The following is a 16,737-nucleotide window of genomic DNA, read 5'->3' as shown; positions in this document are numbered from 1 at the left end:
ACTCAGCCCTGGTTGAGCAGTTGGCGCAGGTCAATCACCGCCGCGTTGGCCCGCGAAATGTAGTTGGCCATGACCAGCGAGTGGTTGGCCAATGGGCCGAAGCCGCTGCCGTTGAGGATCATCGGGCTCCAGAGTGTCTCCTGGGACGCTTCCAGTTCACGAATGATCTGCCGCACGCTGACGGTCGCGTTCTTCTTCGCCAGTACATCGGCGAAGTCGACTTCAATGGCACGTAGTAAATGCGACAGCGCCCAGGCCTGGCCGCGCGCTTCGTAGAACACGTTGTCGATCTGCATCCAAGGGGTTTCCACCACCTCTTCATCCAGTTGTGGCACCTGGCCCGGGGCCACGACTTCGGTTTTCAACGCGGTGTTGAGCTTGACCCGGCCGACACTGGCCGACAGACGTTGCGACAGCGAACCCAGACGGGTGCCCACATCGCCCAGCCAGTTGTTCAGGTTGTCGGCACGGGCGTAGAACAGCGCGTTCTTCTGCGTTGGGTCCGACAGGCGTGCCTGGTAGCGGCTCAGGGAGTTGATGCCCTCCTGGTACTCCGACTCACTGGATGGCAGCACCCAGCTCTTGTTGTCGAAGTTGAAGCGCGGCTCGGCCTTGGCCAGGTCGGCGTCTTCCGCCGATTGCGACTGCGAGCGGGCGAAGTCTTTACGCATGGCGCGCGTCAGGTCGCGCACCTGCACCAGCACGCCGTACTCCCAGCTCGGCGTGTTGTCCATCCACAGGCCCGGCGGGAAACGGTCGTTGGAGATATAGCCACCCGGCTTGTCGAGCAAGGTACCGGCAACGGTCTTGAGGGTTTCCACCGTGGTGTACCCGACAACCATCTGCTTGCCTTCTTTCTCGGCGGCGACTTGTGCGTTCTGCTGAACCGCAAACAGGGCCGGTTCCTTGCTCCAGTACCAACCCAGGGCAATGGTCACCACCAGGTAAAGGCCGATCAACGTGGCCAATGCGCGGCTGAACAGCAAACCACCAAAATAGCTGCGGGTTGCCGACTTGGGTTCGGCGGCACGTTCAGGCGCACTGCCTGCGCGGTTCTTCCAGTCCAGCATGGCGATATCCTTTCAATCACTTGAGTTCATCGGTTCGACCGCAACCCTACTCCATCGTGCCTGATGGTGAGCGGATTAATCCTGCCCCGGCACGGCGCTGCACGCATCACAGTCGAGCCGACACTATAAAGGAAGGACGGCCCAGAGCCTACGCGACCAGTCGGTCATAAACTGAATCGTGTCGCTGTGCAGATTATTGACTTACGGCACTCATGCCATCGAAAAGATGGTGCTAGCATAGAGCCACCAGTCGACCTCAGCATGCACCCTCACTAGTAGTCAGGATATGACCGAGCCAGAAGACCCCAGCCGTGAGCGCCTCAAGCAGCACTTTGCCCAGCGGGTAATTCATCAAGCACGGCAGATTCTTGAGATATGGCAGCGCCTGCAACGCAGCGAATGGTCGACGACCGATCTATCGGAACTCAGTGAGGCGAACCTGCGCCTGTTGCGCTTTGCCGAGCGCTTCGAGCAGACCGAACACACCCAACTGGCCCACAGCATCACCCAGTCACTGCAGGCCGTCGACGCCAACCGCGGACGCCTGAGCAGCGGGCTGATCACTGACCTGAACCGGTTGATGCAGCGCTTGTCACGCACTGGCCTGCGCCAGGGCGACCAGCTCGAACAAACCTTCCTGCCGCCTCTGCGCAAGCCGATCTATGTCTTGCTGCAGGACCACGACCGTGCCGAACGCCTGGCCAAACAACTGGAATTCTTTGGCCTCAGTGCCCAGTCCCTGGACAGTGTGGCGGCCTTTCGCTCATCCATGGTCGAGCGACTGCCGGCGGCGATTGTCATGGATGTCGACTTCGCAGGCCCAGGCGTGGGCCTGCAACTGGCGGCCGACGCCCAGGCCGGGCTGGAGCATAAACTGCCGCTGCTGTTTTTCAGCCTGTTGGAAACCGACACCCCGACACGCCTGGCGGCGGTACGTGCCGGTGGCCAGGAGTTCCTGACCGGCACCCTCGAAGCCTCGAGCCTGCTGGAAAAAATCGAGGTCCTGACCTGCGTCGCCCAGTACGAACCCTATAAAGTGCTGATCATCGATGACTCTCGCGCCCAGGCCCTGCACACCGAGCGCCTGCTCAACAGCGCCGGAATCGTCACCCGCACCCTGATCGAACCGATCCAGGCGATGGCCGAACTGGCCGATTTCCAGCCTGACCTGATCATCCTCGACATGTACATGCCGGCCTGCACCGGTACCGAACTGGCCAAGGTGATTCGCCACAACGACCGTTATGTCAGCGTACCGATCATTTACCTGTCGGCCGAAGACGACCAGGACAAGCAGCTCGATGCCATGAGCGAAGGCGGTGACGACTTCCTGACCAAGCCGATCAAGCCCCGCCACCTGATCACCACCGTGCGCAACCGCGCCGCCCGGGCACGCAACCTCAAGGCGCGGATGGTCCGTGACAGCCTGACCGGCCTGTACAACCATACCCATATCCTGCAACTGCTCGAAGACTGCTCATTCCGCGCACGCCGCGAACAAAAGCCACTGAGCTTCGCGATGCTCGATATCGATCACTTCAAGCGGGTCAACGACAGCCACGGTCACCCCATGGGCGACCGGGTGATCAAGAGCCTGGCGCTGTTTCTCAAGCAACGCCTGCGCAAGACCGACTTCATCGGCCGATACGGCGGCGAAGAGTTCGCCATCGTCATGCCGGACACCGATATCGAGTCGGCCTGCAAAGTGCTCGATGAAATCCGCCAGCGCTTTGCCGAGATTCACTACCCGGCCAAGCCGCAGGACCTGTGGTGCACCTTCAGCGCTGGCGTGGTGGACCTGCAGGAAGACTCCGACAGCCTGATGATGGCCAGCCAGGCCGACGCGGCGCTGTACCGCGCCAAGGACGCCGGACGCAATCGGGTTCAGGCGGCACGCCGATCAAAGCAAAGTGCCATCTTTTCATCAGAATCCAGCGATTCGGTCATAACGCTGTAACGCAAGCGCAATAACTTCAGGCGCCTCCCTTCTGTCGTTGGTTGCCCACGATGCGCCTGAAGTTGCTGACCAATCTCAATACCCTGCTGTTAGTCGCGGTGTGCATCGCACTCGGCGCCACATTGTGGTGGTCGCAAAAGGCCCTGGAACGCCCTTATCTGTTGATGGAGCGTTACCTGGGCCTGTCGCAGTTGTTCCATAACCATGTGGCACGCAATGTCGAAGACTACCTGGCCAGCGGCGATGCCTTGCGCTTGAGCGGCGCCAGCCAGGCCCTCGACACCCTGCAAAAAGAGTTGAGCGTGATGCCAGCGGACCTGGCACAAAGCCTGCGCCCCAGCCTTGCCGACCTCGACGAATTCAGCAGGACCGAACTGCTGGCCGCGGGCAAACTGGCCGGTGACCCGCAAGCCCTGCTGCTACAGGCCGAACGCGAACTGGGCGCGAGCCTGGAACAACTCAGCCAATACGCCACCGGCGCCAACACACCCGATACTACGGCTTACCTGACGCCACTGCTGGCCGCCGCGCAGCATCTGGGCAAGCTCTCGCTGGCCCGTGACAAACTGGTCAGCAGCGGTCGTAGCGAGCTGGCCGGCGACGTGGAGCGTGAACTCGCCAACATCCGCGCCCAAGCCGTGCTGATCGAGGCTTTGCCGCTGCTCGGCGTCGCCGCCCACCAAGCCTCCAACGCCGACGACTTCGCCGCGATGATGGGCCTGGAAAGCAACGAAAAAGCCGTCGTCGAAGATGCCGGCACCGGCTTCAAGCGTGAACTGTCCAGCCTGCTCGCCCGCTATCCCGCTGAACTGGCCCGCACCCGCGAGCAGATCCAGAAACGAGCCGACCTCAGCGCCGCCACCCATGTGAAGATGGACGCCGTGCAGCAAGCCATTGCCGCGCTGGAGCCGGCCGTCCGCGCACAACATGGGCAAATCCAGAGTGAAGTGCGGCTGATCCAGGGCGTGATGATTGGCCTGATCCTGTTGATTGCGCTGCTGATCGACACCTTGCAACGACGCCTTGCCCGGGTGCTGACCAACCTGGCTCCGGCGCTCTCGACCTGGGCTGAAGGTGACTTCAGTCGGGACATCCAGTTGGGTTCGACCAACCGCGAACTGCACGACATTCAGGAGTCGCTCAATCGCCTGCGCGTGTATCTGGTGGACCTGGTGGGGACCATCCGGCAAAACGCCGAACAAGTGGCGGGCAGCAGTCGCGTGCTGGCCGAACTGAGCCGCGACCTGCACAGCGGCGCCGAGCATCAGGCCGGCGACACCGCGCTGATCCGCGATTCCCTTGGCGAACTGGAAGCGACCATCCAGCAAGTGGCCAGCGATGCCAGCCAGGCCGCCGAAGCCAGCCGTCATGCTGGCCTTGCGGTCGAGCATGGGCAGCAGGTGATCGGCTTGAGCCTGACCGGGCTTCACGCCCTGGTCGGCGAAGTCCAGGGCAATGCCCAGATGATCGAGCACCTGGCCGAGGAGTCGGCAACCATTGGTGGCGTACTCACGGTGATTCGCTCGATTGCCGACCAGACCAACCTCCTGGCCCTGAACGCTGCCATCGAAGCGGCCCGCGCCGGAGAGATGGGCCGGGGCTTTGCGGTAGTCGCCGAAGAGGTTCGCTCGCTGGCGCAACGCACCGCCGGTGCCACGGCCGAGATCCAGGCCTTGATTGGCGCCCTGCAACTGGCGGCAAGGCAATCAGTGGAGGGCATGCGCGCGCAGGTCGAACACGCCGAAGCCACTGCCAGTCAGGCACAAGCGGCAGACGGCGCACTGGATAAAATTGTCGGTGCGATCCAGACCATTGCCGACACCGCCGCACGCATCGCCGATGTCACCGCTCAACAAAGCGGCGCGGTCAGCGAGATCCGCGACCACAGCGAGCGCATTCACCAACTGGGCGGGGAGAACCTGGTGCGCATCGGTGAAGGCCGCAGCCAGGGCGAAAACCTGCTGGCGTTGGGCGGGCAACTGCATACCGCCGTGCAGGCCTTTCGTGTCTGACACAACCCCTGAGCCTGACAACCGCTCTGTGGCGAGGGAGCTTGCTCCCGCTGGGGTGCGCAGCAGCCCTGAAACCTGCAACTCGGTTGTGTCAGGCATACCTTGCTCTCTGGCTTTGCGACTGCTACGCAGCCGAGCGGGAGCAAGCTCCCTCGCCACGATGAATCATCGAAACCTCTGGCTCGGCAGTCATCGGCGCCGTCCGCTATCATGCGCACATCTTCGATACGCGAGATTGTCATGCGCCGCCTGCTCTGCCTGATGCTGTTGATCCTGGCCCTACCGGTACACGCTACCGGCCTGCTGGACAGTCGTCCCAGTTCGACCCTGGGCGCGATCAACAACAGCGCCGATTTCCTGCCGGTACGCAAAGCCTTCCAGCTGAGCCTGGTGGAAGCCACGCCGCAGTCGATCAAGCTGCGCTTCGTCGCCACCGAGGGGTACTACCTCTACCGCCATCGCTTCCAGTTTCGCAGCGATCCGGCCGACGCAGGCCTGGGTGCCGTTCAACTGCCCGCGGGCGAGAAAAAGCACGACGAGTACTTCGGCGATGTCGAGGTCTACCACGGCATTCTCGACGTAGAACTGCCCCGCAACAGCGCCGACCCACGCGCCTTCACCCTGGTTGTCACCTATCAGGGCTGCGCCGACAAGGGTTTGTGCTACCCACCGGAAACCGAACGCCTGCAGATCGATGGCGCAACCGCCAGCAACGAGCCCAGCGCTGCCTGGAGCTGGCGTGAACTGGCGCTGTTCTTTCTCGCGGGCCTGGGCCTGACCTTCACCCCTTGCGTGCTGCCAATGCTGCCGATTCTCTCCGGCGTGGTGCTGCGCGGGCAAATTGGCGGACTGCGCGGTTTCAACCTGTCGCTGGCCTATGTGCTGCCGATGGCCGCCTGCTTCGCCTTGCTCGGTGCCTTGATGGGGTTGTTCGGTGCCCAGTTGAACCTGCAGGCACGCCTGCAATCGGCCTGGGTGCTGGTGCCGTTCGCCCTGTTCTTCGCCGTCTTTGCCCTGGCGATGTTCGGGATGTTCGAACTGAAGCTGCCACATGCCATCAGCAGCCGCCTGGACCGCATTGCCGGGCGTACCGAAGGAGGGTCGCTGTGGGGTGCGGCGGTGCTTGGCGTGGTCTCGAGCCTGTTGGTCTCACCTTGCGTGTCGGCACCCCTGGCCGGAGCGCTGTTGTACATCAGCGCCAGCGGCGACGCGCTGGGCGGTGCATTGAAGCTATTCGTACTGGGTCTGGGCATGGGCGCCCCCTTGTTGTTGGTCGCCACCGGCGGGGCGGCCTGGCTGCCGAAGAGCGGGCCTTGGCTGGTGTATGTGAAGAACGCGATCGGCGTATTGTTGCTGGGGTTGGCGATCGGCCTGCTCAGCCGCGTACTGCCAGGACAAGTCACCTTGCTGCTGATCGGCTTGCTGACGGCAGGAGTGGGGTTGTTCCTCGGGGCACTGGAGTTCGTCTACAAGCCTCCGCGCAAACGCCTCGGCCAATTGCTCGGAATGTTCCTGATCTTTTACGGCCTGGCCTGCTGGTACGGCGCCTTCAGCGGCCAGACCGATCCCTTCAACCCGATTGGCCAGCCCCGGGTCATCAACGCCGCCGGTAGCCCACAAGCACCAGACGCCGGCCAGTGGCAGACCATCAGCACCCCGGCGGAACTCGACCAGGCCCTCGCCGCGGCGAAAGCCGCCAACACCCCGCTGCTGCTCGACTGGTACGCCGACTGGTGCATCAGTTGCAAAGTCATCGAACATGAGGTGCTCAACGACCCCATGGTCGTCGAACGCCTCAACGGCTACCGGCTGATTCGCTTCGACATGACGGCCAGCAACGCCGAACAACGCGCCCTGCTCGACCGCTACCAACTGTTCGGGCCACCGGCCCTGATGTTTTTTGGCAAGGATGGCAATGAACGTACTGACGTGCGGGTAATCGGCGAGATCACGGCGCGAGAGTTCGCCGAACGCGTCGCCAGAGCGAATGACCAGATTTAATCAGTCGGTCATATAAATCGCGCAATCATCGGTCATTGTGCTGGCTATTGCAGAGAACTGGACAGTCACAAAGGCTTTGCGGCATAGTCGCCGGGTTCTGATACCTGCACATAGATAACAAGGAACAGCAGATGGCGACCCTTTTGGTGCTGCACGGACCCAACCTGAACCTGCTCGGCACCCGTGAACCGGGTGTCTACGGCGCCGTGACCCTGGCCCAGATCAATCAGGACCTGGAACAACGGGCCCGTAATGCCGGCCACCATTTGCTCTACCTGCAAAGCAACGCCGAGTATGAATTGATCGACCGCATCCACGCCGCCCGCGACGAAGGTGTGGACTTCATTCTGATCAATCCAGCAGCTTTTACGCATACAAGTGTCGCATTACGTGACGCGCTGCTGGCGGTGAGCATCCCATTCATCGAAGTGCATTTGTCTAACGTGCACAAACGCGAACCTTTCCGCCATCACTCTTACTTCTCCGACGTAGCGGTGGGAGTGATCTGCGGCCTTGGCGCCAGCGGTTATCGACTGGCCCTGGAGGCCGCCCTGGAACAGCTTGAAAGACCGGCAACGGCTTGAACAACAAGCGTTAAACGCCCCTGACCGACCCTTGGGAGTTGATGATTCATGGATATCCGTAAAGTTAAGAAACTGATCGAACTGCTGGAAGAGTCCGGCATCGACGAGCTCGAGATCAAGGAAGGCGAAGAGTCCGTACGCATCAGCCGCCACAGCAAGACCCCGGCCCAGCAGTACTACGCACCGGCTCCAATGGCAGCGCCTGTTGCCGCACCGGCCGCTGCTGCTCCAGCCGCTGCCGCTGCGCCTGCCGCTCCGGCCGCACCGGTACTGAACGGCACCGTTGCCCGTTCGCCGATGGTGGGTACGTTCTATCGCAAATCTTCGCCAACTTCGCCGTCCTTCGTTGAAGTGGGGCAAAGCGTGAAGAAAGGCGACACCCTGTGCATCGTCGAAGCCATGAAGATGATGAACCACATCGAAGCTGAGACCAGCGGTGTGATCGAGTCCATCCTCGTCGAAGACGGCCAGCCGGTTGAGTACGACCAACCGCTGTTCACCATCGTTTGAACCGCGGAGAGCCTTTGATGACTGCGAAGTTGGAAAAAGTTCTGATCGCTAACCGCGGTGAGATCGCCCTGCGGATTCTGCGTGCCTGCAAAGAGATGGGCATCAAGACCGTCGCCGTTTACTCCAAGGCCGACAAAGAGCTGATGCACCTGGGTCTGGCAGACGAATCCGTCTGCATCGGTCCGGCATCGGCCGCCCACTCCTACCTGCACATCCCGGCGATCATCGCGGCTGCCGAAGTGACCGGCGCCACCGCCATTCACCCTGGCTACGGTTTCCTCGCGGAAAACGCCGACTTCGCCGAACAGGTCGAGAACTCCGGCTTCGCCTTCATCGGCCCGAAAGCCGAAACCATTCGCCTGATGGGCGACAAGGTGTCGGCCAAGCACGCGATGATCGCCGCTGGCGTTCCAACCGTTCCAGGCTCCGACGGCCCACTGCCGGAAGACGAAGAAACGGCGCTGCGCATCGGCCGTGAAGTCGGCTATCCGGTGATCATCAAGGCCGCTGGCGGCGGCGGTGGTCGCGGCATGCGTGTGGTGCACAAGGAAGAAGACCTGATTTCCTCGGCGCAACTGACCCGCTCCGAAGCAGGCGCGGCGTTCGGCAACCCGATGGTCTACCTCGAGAAATTCCTGACCAACCCACGTCACGTGGAAGTCCAGGTACTTTCCGACGGTCAAGGCCACGCCATCCACCTGGGTGACCGCGATTGCTCGCTGCAACGTCGCCACCAGAAAGTCCTCGAAGAAGCGCCGGCACCGGGCATCGACGAGCAGGCTCGCCAGGAAGTCTTCGCCCGCTGCGTCAAGGCGTGCATCGACATTGGCTACCGTGGCGCCGGCACGTTCGAGTTCCTGTACGAGAACGGCCGCTTCTACTTCATCGAGATGAACACTCGTGTCCAGGTAGAGCACCCGGTATCGGAAATGGTCACCGGCATCGACATCGTCAAGGAGATGCTCAGCATCGCCGCCGGCAACAAGCTGTCGTTCACCCAGGATGACGTGGTCATCCGCGGTCACGCACTGGAATGCCGGATCAACGCCGAAGACCCGAAAACCTTCATGCCGAGCCCGGGCACGGTCAAGCATTTCCACGCGCCAGGCGGCAACGGCGTTCGCGTCGATTCGCACCTGTACAGTGGTTATGCCGTGCCACCGAACTACGACTCGTTGATCGGCAAGCTGATCACTTACGGGGCCACCCGTGACGAAGCCATGGCGCGCATGCGCAATGCGCTGGATGAAATCGTGGTCGACGGTATCAAGACCAACATCCCGCTGCACCGCGACCTGACTCGCGACGAAGGCTTCTGCAAAGGGGGCGTGAACATTCACTACCTCGAGCACAAGCTGGCTAGCGAAAAGCACTAAGCTTTAGTCGGTATGCGACAAGGCCGCCTTCGGGCGGCCTTGTCGTTCCTGGAGAACCTCTACGCCCCCTTTGTGGCAAGGGAGCTTGCTCCCGCTCGGGTGCGCAGCAGCCGCAAGACCATTCAATCGGGTTGCGCCAGGCAGATTCCGATGTGCCCTTTCGGGACCGCTTCGCGCTCCAACGGGGGCAAGCCCCCTCGCCACAGGGATCGGTTCCGCCCCCATTGCATAGCTATCCGGTCGTCTTCTTCCTCGCTCTCGCGTAAACTTGCACGCTTCTCGCAGCCCACCAGGCTGCAATCAATATTTTTCAAAGGTGCCCGCCATGCCTTGGCTGCAAGTCCGTCTCGCCATCAGCCCAGAACAAGCCGAAACCTACGAAGACGCTTTCCTTGAAGTGGGCGCCGTATCGGTGACCTTCATGGACGCCGAAGATCAGCCGATCTTCGAGCCGGAACTCAACACCACCCCGCTGTGGTCGCACACCCACTTGCTGGCCCTGTTCGAAGGCGGCACCGAAGCCGCTGCAGTGCTGGCCCATCTGGAACTGCTGACCGGCAGTCCGCTGCCCGAGCATCACAGCGAAGTCATCGAAGACCAGGACTGGGAACGCAGCTGGATGGACGGCTTCCAGCCGATGCGTTTCGGCCAGCGCTTGTGGATCGTGCCGAGCTGGCACGCTGCCCCGGAGCCTGATGCCGTCAACCTGCTGCTCGACCCGGGCCTGGCCTTCGGTACCGGCACCCACCCGACCACTGCCCTGTGCCTGGAATGGCTCGACGGCCAGGACCTGAAAGACTGCAACGTGCTGGACTTCGGCTGCGGTTCCGGGATCCTCGCGATCGCCGCCTTGTTGCTGGGCGCCAAACAGGCCGTCGGTACCGACATCGACGTGCAGGCGCTGGAAGCCTCCCGCGACAACGCCGGACGCAACAACATCGCCGAAGCGCTGTTCCCGCTGTACCTGCCTGAAGACCTGCCGCAGGTTCAGGCCGATGTACTGGTGGCCAACATCCTCGCCGGCCCGCTGGTTTCCCTGGCGCCGCAACTGTCCAGCCTGGTCAAGGCCGGCGGACGCCTGGCGCTGTCGGGCATCCTCGCCGAACAAGGCGAAGAAGTTGCAGCCGCTTACGCCAAGGACTTTGACCTGGACCCGATTGCCAATCGCGATGGCTGGGTGCGCATTACCGGTCGCCGGCGCTAAAATGAGCCTCTGCAGACTCCGGATGGCCGCATGACCGATAGCTTCGTCACCCAATGCCCGCATTGCAAGACCAGTTTCCGCGTCAGCCACTCTCAATTGAGCGTGGCCCGTGGCGTGGTGCGCTGCGGCTCGTGCCTGCAAGTGTTCAATGCTGCACGGCAGTTGCTCGAGCAGCGCATGGGCGAACAGGCGAGCGCGCTCAGCTCGTCGCCATCGGTCGAAACGGCACCCGAGCAACGGGCCATCAGCCAGAAGCAGTGGACCGCCTCCGAGCTTGACCTGGACCACCTCGACCTCGACGAAGAACTCGCCAAGCTCGAACAACGGGAAATCCAGCCCGCCAAGGAGTTTGGCCAGGAGCACAAGCCCCGGGAAGATTCACTGAGCGCACGCCGTGACGCCAACGAAAGTGAAGCACCGTGGCCCGACAGCCTGTTCAGCGAGCCTGCAGCGGAACGCGCCTTGTCCAGCGACACGTCCCCGACACCTGCGACAAGCGGGATGCTGGACGACGATGAGCCGACAAAGCCTTCACGCACTGAACCTTCCCTGTCCCTGGAACTGGTCGACCTCGACGACGAACCCGAGACGCCGCCACTGCGCCTGGAACCCCAGGAAGAGGACGAGGAGCTGAGTGCCTCGCGTGAACACTTCAGTGCAACCGACGACGATCCCGAGCCGACTCCGCAGGCAGCGGAACCCGTACGCAAGCGACGCGCGCGAGGCGAACCGACCAGGCACGACGACGTGCTGCAAGACCTGGTCGACGATCCGCTGCAACTGGACTGGCAACAACGCCGCTCTCCCTGGGGACGCCGGCTGTTCTGGAGCCTGATGGTGCTACTGGCCGCTGCCGCCCTTGCCGGCCAGTACATCGCCCATCACTTCGACGAACTGGCTCGCCATGACCAGTACCGCCCCTGGTTCCAGCAACTGTGCCCGCAGATTGGCTGCAGCGTACCGTCCAAGGTCGACATCGCCAAAATCAAGAGCAGCAACCTGGTGGTGCGCAGCCACCCGGATTTCAGTGGTGCCCTGGTCGTAGACGCCATCATCTACAACCGCGCGCCCTTCTCCCAGCCGTTCCCCTTGCTGGAACTGCGCTTCGCCGACCTCAACGGCCACTTGATCGCCAGCCGTCGCTTCAAGCCGGGTGAGTACCTCAACGGCGACTTGGCCGACCTTGTGGAAATGCCCCCGCAAACCCCGATCCATATCGCCCTGGACATCCTCGATCCCGGCCCGAAAGCAGTGAATTACAGCCTCAGCTTTCATTCGCCGGAGTGAATCGGTTCAGTCGCGCCGGGTGGATGGCGACCCTCCGACAACCCGCGAGCCGAGTCAAACGGCTGGCAATAACGGATTAACTGTTCAGATTTTATCCAGTTCAGCCTTTATCCAGTCATCGAGAGCGGGTATCATGCCAACCCTTTTTCGAACTCTCATGATCCTACCCCACAACAGGGAAGACCTATGTCGGCGGTACGCATCGGCCCATATACATTGCACAACGGCTTGATTCTCGCCCCCATGGCGGGCGTCACCGACCAGCCCTTTCGTCAGCTGTGCAAGCGACTGGGTGCAGGGCTTGTAGTCTCGGAAATGGTCACCAGTGACATGAGCTTGTGGAACACCCGCAAATCACGTCTGCGCATGATCCACGAAGGTGATCCCGAGCCGCGCTCGGTACAGATCGCCGGCGGTGATGCGCAGATGCTGGCGGATGCGGCCCGGGCCAATGTCGAGCTGGGTGCACAGATTATTGATATCAACATGGGCTGTCCGGCGAAAAAAGTCTGCAACAAGGCCGCCGGCTCTGCTTTGCTCAAAGATGAAGACCTGGTGACCGAGATCCTGCGGGCCGTAGTGGCTGCGGTTGATGTGCCGGTGACCCTGAAGATTCGCACCGGCTGGGACCGGGCGAACAAGAACGGCCTGACGGTGGCGAAGATCGCCGAACAGGCAGGCATCACGGCGCTGGCGGTGCACGGCCGCACCCGTGCCGACCTGTATACCGGTGAAGCCGAGTACGACACCATTGCCGCGATCAAGCAGGCGGTGTCGATTCCGGTCTTCGCCAATGGCGATATCGACTCGCCTGAAAAGGCCCGGCACGTGCTTGACGCGACCGGGGCCGATGGCCTGTTGATAGGTCGGGCCGCTCAGGGGCGGCCATGGATTTTTCGTGAGATCGAGCACTACCTGCGTACCGGTGAAAAACTGCCGGCGCCGGAGTTGATCGAGGTGGAACGTATTCTGCTTGAGCATCTGGCCGCGCTGCATGCCTTCTATGGGGATGTCATGGGCGTACGCATTGCACGCAAGCATGTCGGCTGGTATCTCGCAACCCTGCCGGGCGCCAGGGAGTTTCGCGCCCACTTCAATCGTTTGGATTGTACGGAAGCACAATGCGCCAACGTTCAGGAGTTCTTCGCCGAACGTTACAAGAGCCTGACAGGGGACGGAGAAGGGGTGGCCGCATGACGATGATGACCGAGACTTTAGTGAGTGGAACAACACCCGTGAGCGACAACGTGAATTTGAAACAGCACCTCAATACGCCCAGCGAAGAAGGCCAGACCCTTCGCGGGAGTGTCGAGAAGGCGCTGCACAATTATTTCGCCCACCTTGAAGGCGCCGCCGTCACGGATGTGTACAACCTGGTGCTCTCCGAAGTCGAGGCGCCCCTGCTCGAAAGCGTGATGAGCTACGTCAAGGGCAACCAGACCAAAGCCAGCGAGATGCTCGGACTGAACCGCGGCACCTTGCGCAAGAAACTCAAGCAGTACGATTTGCTGTAAGCATTCAATCAAACCAGAAAGGCGCCCGCGTAACACCGGTCGCCTTTTTTGCTGACTTCCTTTGCTTTTGATGGAAATTGAGATGACCGACCAGACTACCCGCCTGCCGATCCGCCGCGCCTTGATCAGCGTTTCCGACAAGACCGGGATCCTCGAATTCGCCAGGGAGCTCGAAGCGCTCGGCGTCGAGATCCTCTCCACCGGCGGGACGTTCAAGCTGCTGCAGGACAATGGTGTAGCCGCTGTGGAAGTCGCGGATTACACCGGTTTCGCCGAAATGATGGACGGCCGGGTGAAAACCCTGCACCCGAAAATCCACGGTGGGATCCTGGGTCGTCGCGGTATCGACGATGCCATCATGAACGAGCACGGCATCAAGCCGATCGACCTGGTCGCGGTCAACCTGTACCCGTTCGAAGCCACCATCAGCAAGCCGGGCTGTGACCTGCCGACCGCCATCGAGAACATCGACATCGGCGGCCCGACCATGGTTCGCTCGGCAGCCAAGAACCACAAGGACGTGGCCATCGTGGTCAATGCCGGCGACTACGCCAGCGTCCTGGAAAACCTCAAGGCCGGCGGCCTGACTTACGCCCAGCGCTTCGACCTGATGCTCAAGGCGTTCGAACACACGGCCGCCTACGACGGCATGATCGCCAACTACATGGGCACCGTGAACCAGGCCGCTGACACCCTGAGCACAGAAGGTCGCAGCGAGTTCCCGCGCACCTTCAACAGCCAGTTCATCAAGGCCCAGGAAATGCGCTACGGCGAGAACCCGCACCAGAGCGCGGCGTTCTACGTGGAAGCCAAGCCTGCCGAAGTGGGCATCGCCACCGCGACCCAACTGCAAGGCAAGGAACTGTCGTACAACAACGTGGCCGACACCGACGCGGCGCTCGAATGCGTGAAGAGCTTCGTCAAGCCGGCGTGCGTGATCGTCAAGCACGCCAACCCGTGCGGCGTTGCGGTCAGCCCGGACGCTGAAGGCGGTATCCGCCAGGCCTACGAACTGGCCTACGCCACCGACACCGAATCGGCTTTCGGCGGCATCATCGCGTTCAACCGCGAACTGGACGCTGAAACGGCCAAGGCCATCGTCGAGCGTCAGTTCGTCGAAGTGATCATCGCCCCATCCGTCAGCGAAGAAGCCCGCGCCATTGTGGCGGCGAAAGCCAACGTGCGCCTGCTGGCGTGCGGCGAGTGGTCGGCTGACCGTGCCGCTGCGTGGGACTACAAGCGCGTCAACGGCGGCCTGCTGGTGCAGAGCCGTGACATTGGCATGATCGGCAGTGAAGACCTGAAGGTCGTGACCCAGCGCGCTCCGACCGAGCAAGAGATCAACGACCTGATCTTCGCCTGGAAAGTGGCCAAGTACGTCAAATCGAACGCTATCGTCTACGCCAAGAACCGTCAGACCATCGGTGTCGGCGCCGGCCAGATGAGCCGCGTGAACTCTGCCCGTATCGCTGCCATCAAGGCTGAACACGCCGGTTTGCAGGTAGTCGGCTCGGTGATGGCTTCCGATGCGTTCTTCCCGTTCCGCGACGGCCTGGACAATGCGGCCAAGGCCGGCGTGACGGCGGTAATCCAGCCAGGCGGCTCGATGCGTGATGCGGAAGTCATTGCAGCGGCTGATGAAGCCGGCATCGCGATGGTCTTCACCGGCATGCGCCACTTCCGTCACTAATATGACAACGGTCGCACTGAAGCCGGCATCTGCTGCGTTGGAGCCGACCTCGATGATGCTCATTGCCAGAAGGCAACTCCGCTCATCGAGGCCGACTCCGCCTTGCATCTACCGACTTCAGTGCGCCCTCCTACAGCGTAAAGCGCTTTAGACTCTAAACAGCATTAGCGTCATCCGAGGTTTTTGAAATGAATGTTTTGATCATTGGCAGCGGTGGCCGTGAACACGCCCTGGCCTGGAAAGTGGCTCAGGATCCGCGCGTGCAGAAAGTTTTCGTTGCGCCGGGCAACGCCGGCACGGCCATTGAGGCCAAGTGCGAGAACGTCGCCATCGACGTCCTGGCGCTTGAGCAGCTTGCAGATTTTGCGGAGAAGAATGTTTCCCTGACCATCGTTGGGCCGGAAGTCCCACTGGTGGCTGGCGTGGTCGACCTGTTCCGCGCCCGTGGCCTGGACTGCTTCGGTCCAACCGCTGGCGCTGCCCAGCTGGAAGGCTCCAAGGCCTTCACCAAGGACTTCCTGGCGCGTCACAAGATCCCGACCGCCGATTACCAGAACTTCACCGAGATCGAGCCAGCCCTGGCTTACCTGCGTGAAAAAGGTGCACCGATCGTGATCAAGGCCGACGGCCTGGCCGCCGGCAAAGGCGTGATCGTTGCCATGACCCTGGCTGAAGCCGAAGATGCCGTACGCGACATGCTCGCCGGCAACGCCTTTGGTGACGCTGGTTCGCGCGTGGTGATCGAAGAGTTCCTCGACGGCGAAGAGGCCAGCTTCATTGTCATGGTCGACGGCAAGAACGTATTGCCAATGGCCACCAGCCAGGACCACAAACGTGTGGGCGACGCCGACACCGGCCCGAACACCGGCGGCATGGGTGCTTACTCCCCTGCCCCCGTCGTCACCAGCGACGTTCACCAGCGCGTCATGGATCTGGTGATCTGGCCAACCGTGCGTGGCATGGCCGAAGAAGGCAACGTCTACACCGGCTTCCTCTATGCCGGCCTGATGATCGACAAAGCGGGCAACCCGAAAGTCATCGAGTTCAACTGCCGCTTTGGTGACCCGGAGACCCAACCGGTGATGCTGCGCCTGCAGTCGAGCCTGGTGTTGCTGGTCGAAGCGGCACTCGCCCAGGCGCTGGACAAGGTCGAAGCGCAATGGGATCCACGCCCAAGCGTCGGCATCGTACTGGCCGCCGGCGGTTATCCGGGCGACTATGCCAAGGGTGTTGCCATCGAAGGTCTGGATGCAGCCGCAACGCTGGAAGGCAAAGTCTTCCATGCAGGCACTGCCCTGAAGGACGGCAAGGTGGTGACGGCCGGTGGTCGGGTGCTGTGCGCTACCGCCATGGGCGCGAGCGTCGATGCGGCCCAGCAACAGGCTTACAAGCTGGCCGCGAAGATCGACTGGCAAGGCTGCTTCTATCGCAAGGACATTGGCTACCGCGCCATTGCCCGCGAGCGTGGCGAAAATCAGGAATAAGCCAGCCATTCGGCCAGGCAAGGGCCCTGGGCCCTTGCTTGATTATTC

13 protein-coding genes are annotated in these 16,737 nt (G+C 61.9%); 12 read left to right on the top strand and 1 reads right to left on the bottom strand.

Features of this window, described 5'->3' with window-relative positions; genetic code table 11:
* Window positions 1–2: 2 nt before the first annotated feature.
* Window positions 3–1,070, bottom strand: coding sequence for a DUF2333 family protein (locus AC3WQN_RS12485; protein ID WP_103400104.1), 1,068 nt, complete (start codon window positions 1,068–1,070; stop codon window positions 3–5).
* Window positions 1,071–1,356: 286 nt separating this feature from the next.
* On the opposite strand from AC3WQN_RS12485, the gene AC3WQN_RS12480 reads away from it, so the two are divergent.
* The 12 genes from AC3WQN_RS12480 (at window position 1,357) to purD (ending at window position 16,689) form a co-directional block, all read left to right on the top strand.
* Entirely contained in the window at window positions 1,357–3,027 is a 1,671-nt protein-coding gene (locus AC3WQN_RS12480; RefSeq protein ID WP_103400105.1) for a response regulator, read from the top strand.
* A gap of 50 nt (window positions 3,028–3,077) precedes the next feature.
* On the top strand, window positions 3,078–5,039 hold the full coding sequence (locus AC3WQN_RS12475; protein WP_103400106.1) for a methyl-accepting chemotaxis protein: 1,962 nt from the start codon (window positions 3,078–3,080) through the stop codon (window positions 5,037–5,039).
* A 240-nt stretch (window positions 5,040–5,279) separates the two neighbouring features.
* Entirely contained in the window at window positions 5,280–7,040 is a 1,761-nt protein-coding gene (locus AC3WQN_RS12470; RefSeq protein WP_103400107.1) for a protein-disulfide reductase DsbD, read from the top strand.
* A gap of 131 nt (window positions 7,041–7,171) precedes the next feature.
* On the top strand, window positions 7,172–7,624 hold the full coding sequence (gene aroQ / locus AC3WQN_RS12465) for a type II 3-dehydroquinate dehydratase (protein ID WP_095078237.1): 453 nt from the start codon (window positions 7,172–7,174) through the stop codon (window positions 7,622–7,624).
* A 48-nt stretch (window positions 7,625–7,672) separates the two neighbouring features.
* A complete protein-coding gene (accB, locus tag AC3WQN_RS12460) occupies window positions 7,673–8,134 on the top strand; it encodes an acetyl-CoA carboxylase biotin carboxyl carrier protein (RefSeq protein WP_095144819.1) in 462 nt (153 codons plus the stop codon).
* A 17-nt stretch (window positions 8,135–8,151) separates the two neighbouring features.
* On the top strand, window positions 8,152–9,510 hold the full coding sequence (accC, locus tag AC3WQN_RS12455; RefSeq protein WP_103400108.1) for an acetyl-CoA carboxylase biotin carboxylase subunit: 1,359 nt from the start codon (window positions 8,152–8,154) through the stop codon (window positions 9,508–9,510).
* A 325-nt stretch (window positions 9,511–9,835) separates the two neighbouring features.
* Window positions 9,836–10,714 carry a 50S ribosomal protein L11 methyltransferase gene (gene prmA / locus AC3WQN_RS12450; RefSeq protein WP_103400109.1) on the top strand — a complete coding sequence of 293 codons (879 nt, stop codon included), beginning with the start codon at window positions 9,836–9,838 and terminating at the stop codon, window positions 10,712–10,714.
* A gap of 30 nt (window positions 10,715–10,744) precedes the next feature.
* Window positions 10,745–12,001 (top strand): DUF3426 domain-containing protein, encoded by a 1,257-nt coding sequence (locus AC3WQN_RS12445; RefSeq protein ID WP_103400110.1) that lies wholly within the window; start codon window positions 10,745–10,747, stop codon window positions 11,999–12,001.
* Window positions 12,002–12,187: 186 nt separating this feature from the next.
* A complete protein-coding gene (gene dusB / locus AC3WQN_RS12440; protein ID WP_103400112.1) occupies window positions 12,188–13,198 on the top strand; it encodes a tRNA dihydrouridine synthase DusB in 1,011 nt (336 codons plus the stop codon).
* Window positions 13,195–13,515: a DNA-binding transcriptional regulator Fis gene (fis, locus tag AC3WQN_RS12435; protein WP_095078231.1), complete on the top strand. Its 321-nt coding sequence runs from the start codon at window positions 13,195–13,197 to the stop codon at window positions 13,513–13,515. The genes dusB and fis overlap by 4 nt, the downstream gene beginning before the upstream one ends.
* An 82-nt stretch (window positions 13,516–13,597) precedes the next feature.
* Window positions 13,598–15,205, top strand: coding sequence for a bifunctional phosphoribosylaminoimidazolecarboxamide formyltransferase/IMP cyclohydrolase (gene purH, locus AC3WQN_RS12430; protein WP_103400113.1), 1,608 nt, complete (start codon window positions 13,598–13,600; stop codon window positions 15,203–15,205).
* A 188-nt stretch (window positions 15,206–15,393) separates the two neighbouring features.
* Window positions 15,394–16,689 (top strand): phosphoribosylamine--glycine ligase, encoded by a 1,296-nt coding sequence (gene purD, locus AC3WQN_RS12425; RefSeq protein ID WP_103400114.1) that lies wholly within the window; start codon window positions 15,394–15,396, stop codon window positions 16,687–16,689.
* Window positions 16,690–16,737: the final 48 nt, after the last annotated feature.

The sequence above is a fragment of the Pseudomonas sp. FW300-N1A1 genome (genome assembly GCF_058789115.1).
The sequence above is the reverse complement of the archived record's forward strand: the minus strand, read 5'-3'. Positions and strand labels throughout refer to the sequence as shown.

Bases quoted from the DNA above. Each gene is read 5' to 3' on its own strand.
- accC (WP_103400108.1), top strand. From the start codon at position 8,152: ATGACTGCGAAGTTGGAAAAAGTTCTGATCGCTAACCGCGGTGAGATC.
- dusB (WP_103400112.1), top strand. From the start codon at position 12,188: ATGTCGGCGGTACGCATCGGCCCATATACATTGCACAACGGCTTGATT.
- accB (WP_095144819.1), top strand. From the start codon at position 7,673: ATGGATATCCGTAAAGTTAAGAAACTGATCGAACTGCTGGAAGAGTCC.
- fis (WP_095078231.1), top strand. From the start codon at position 13,195: ATGACGATGATGACCGAGACTTTAGTGAGTGGAACAACACCCGTGAGC.
- AC3WQN_RS12485 (WP_103400104.1), bottom strand. From the start codon at position 1,070: ATGCTGGACTGGAAGAACCGCGCAGGCAGTGCGCCTGAACGTGCCGCC.
- AC3WQN_RS12445 (WP_103400110.1), top strand. From the start codon at position 10,745: ATGACCGATAGCTTCGTCACCCAATGCCCGCATTGCAAGACCAGTTTC.
- purD (WP_103400114.1), top strand. From the start codon at position 15,394: ATGAATGTTTTGATCATTGGCAGCGGTGGCCGTGAACACGCCCTGGCC.
- prmA (WP_103400109.1), top strand. From the start codon at position 9,836: ATGCCTTGGCTGCAAGTCCGTCTCGCCATCAGCCCAGAACAAGCCGAA.
- AC3WQN_RS12480 (WP_103400105.1), top strand. From the start codon at position 1,357: ATGACCGAGCCAGAAGACCCCAGCCGTGAGCGCCTCAAGCAGCACTTT.
- AC3WQN_RS12475 (WP_103400106.1), top strand. From the start codon at position 3,078: ATGCGCCTGAAGTTGCTGACCAATCTCAATACCCTGCTGTTAGTCGCG.
- aroQ (WP_095078237.1), top strand. From the start codon at position 7,172: ATGGCGACCCTTTTGGTGCTGCACGGACCCAACCTGAACCTGCTCGGC.
- purH (WP_103400113.1), top strand. From the start codon at position 13,598: ATGACCGACCAGACTACCCGCCTGCCGATCCGCCGCGCCTTGATCAGC.
- AC3WQN_RS12470 (WP_103400107.1), top strand. From the start codon at position 5,280: ATGCGCCGCCTGCTCTGCCTGATGCTGTTGATCCTGGCCCTACCGGTA.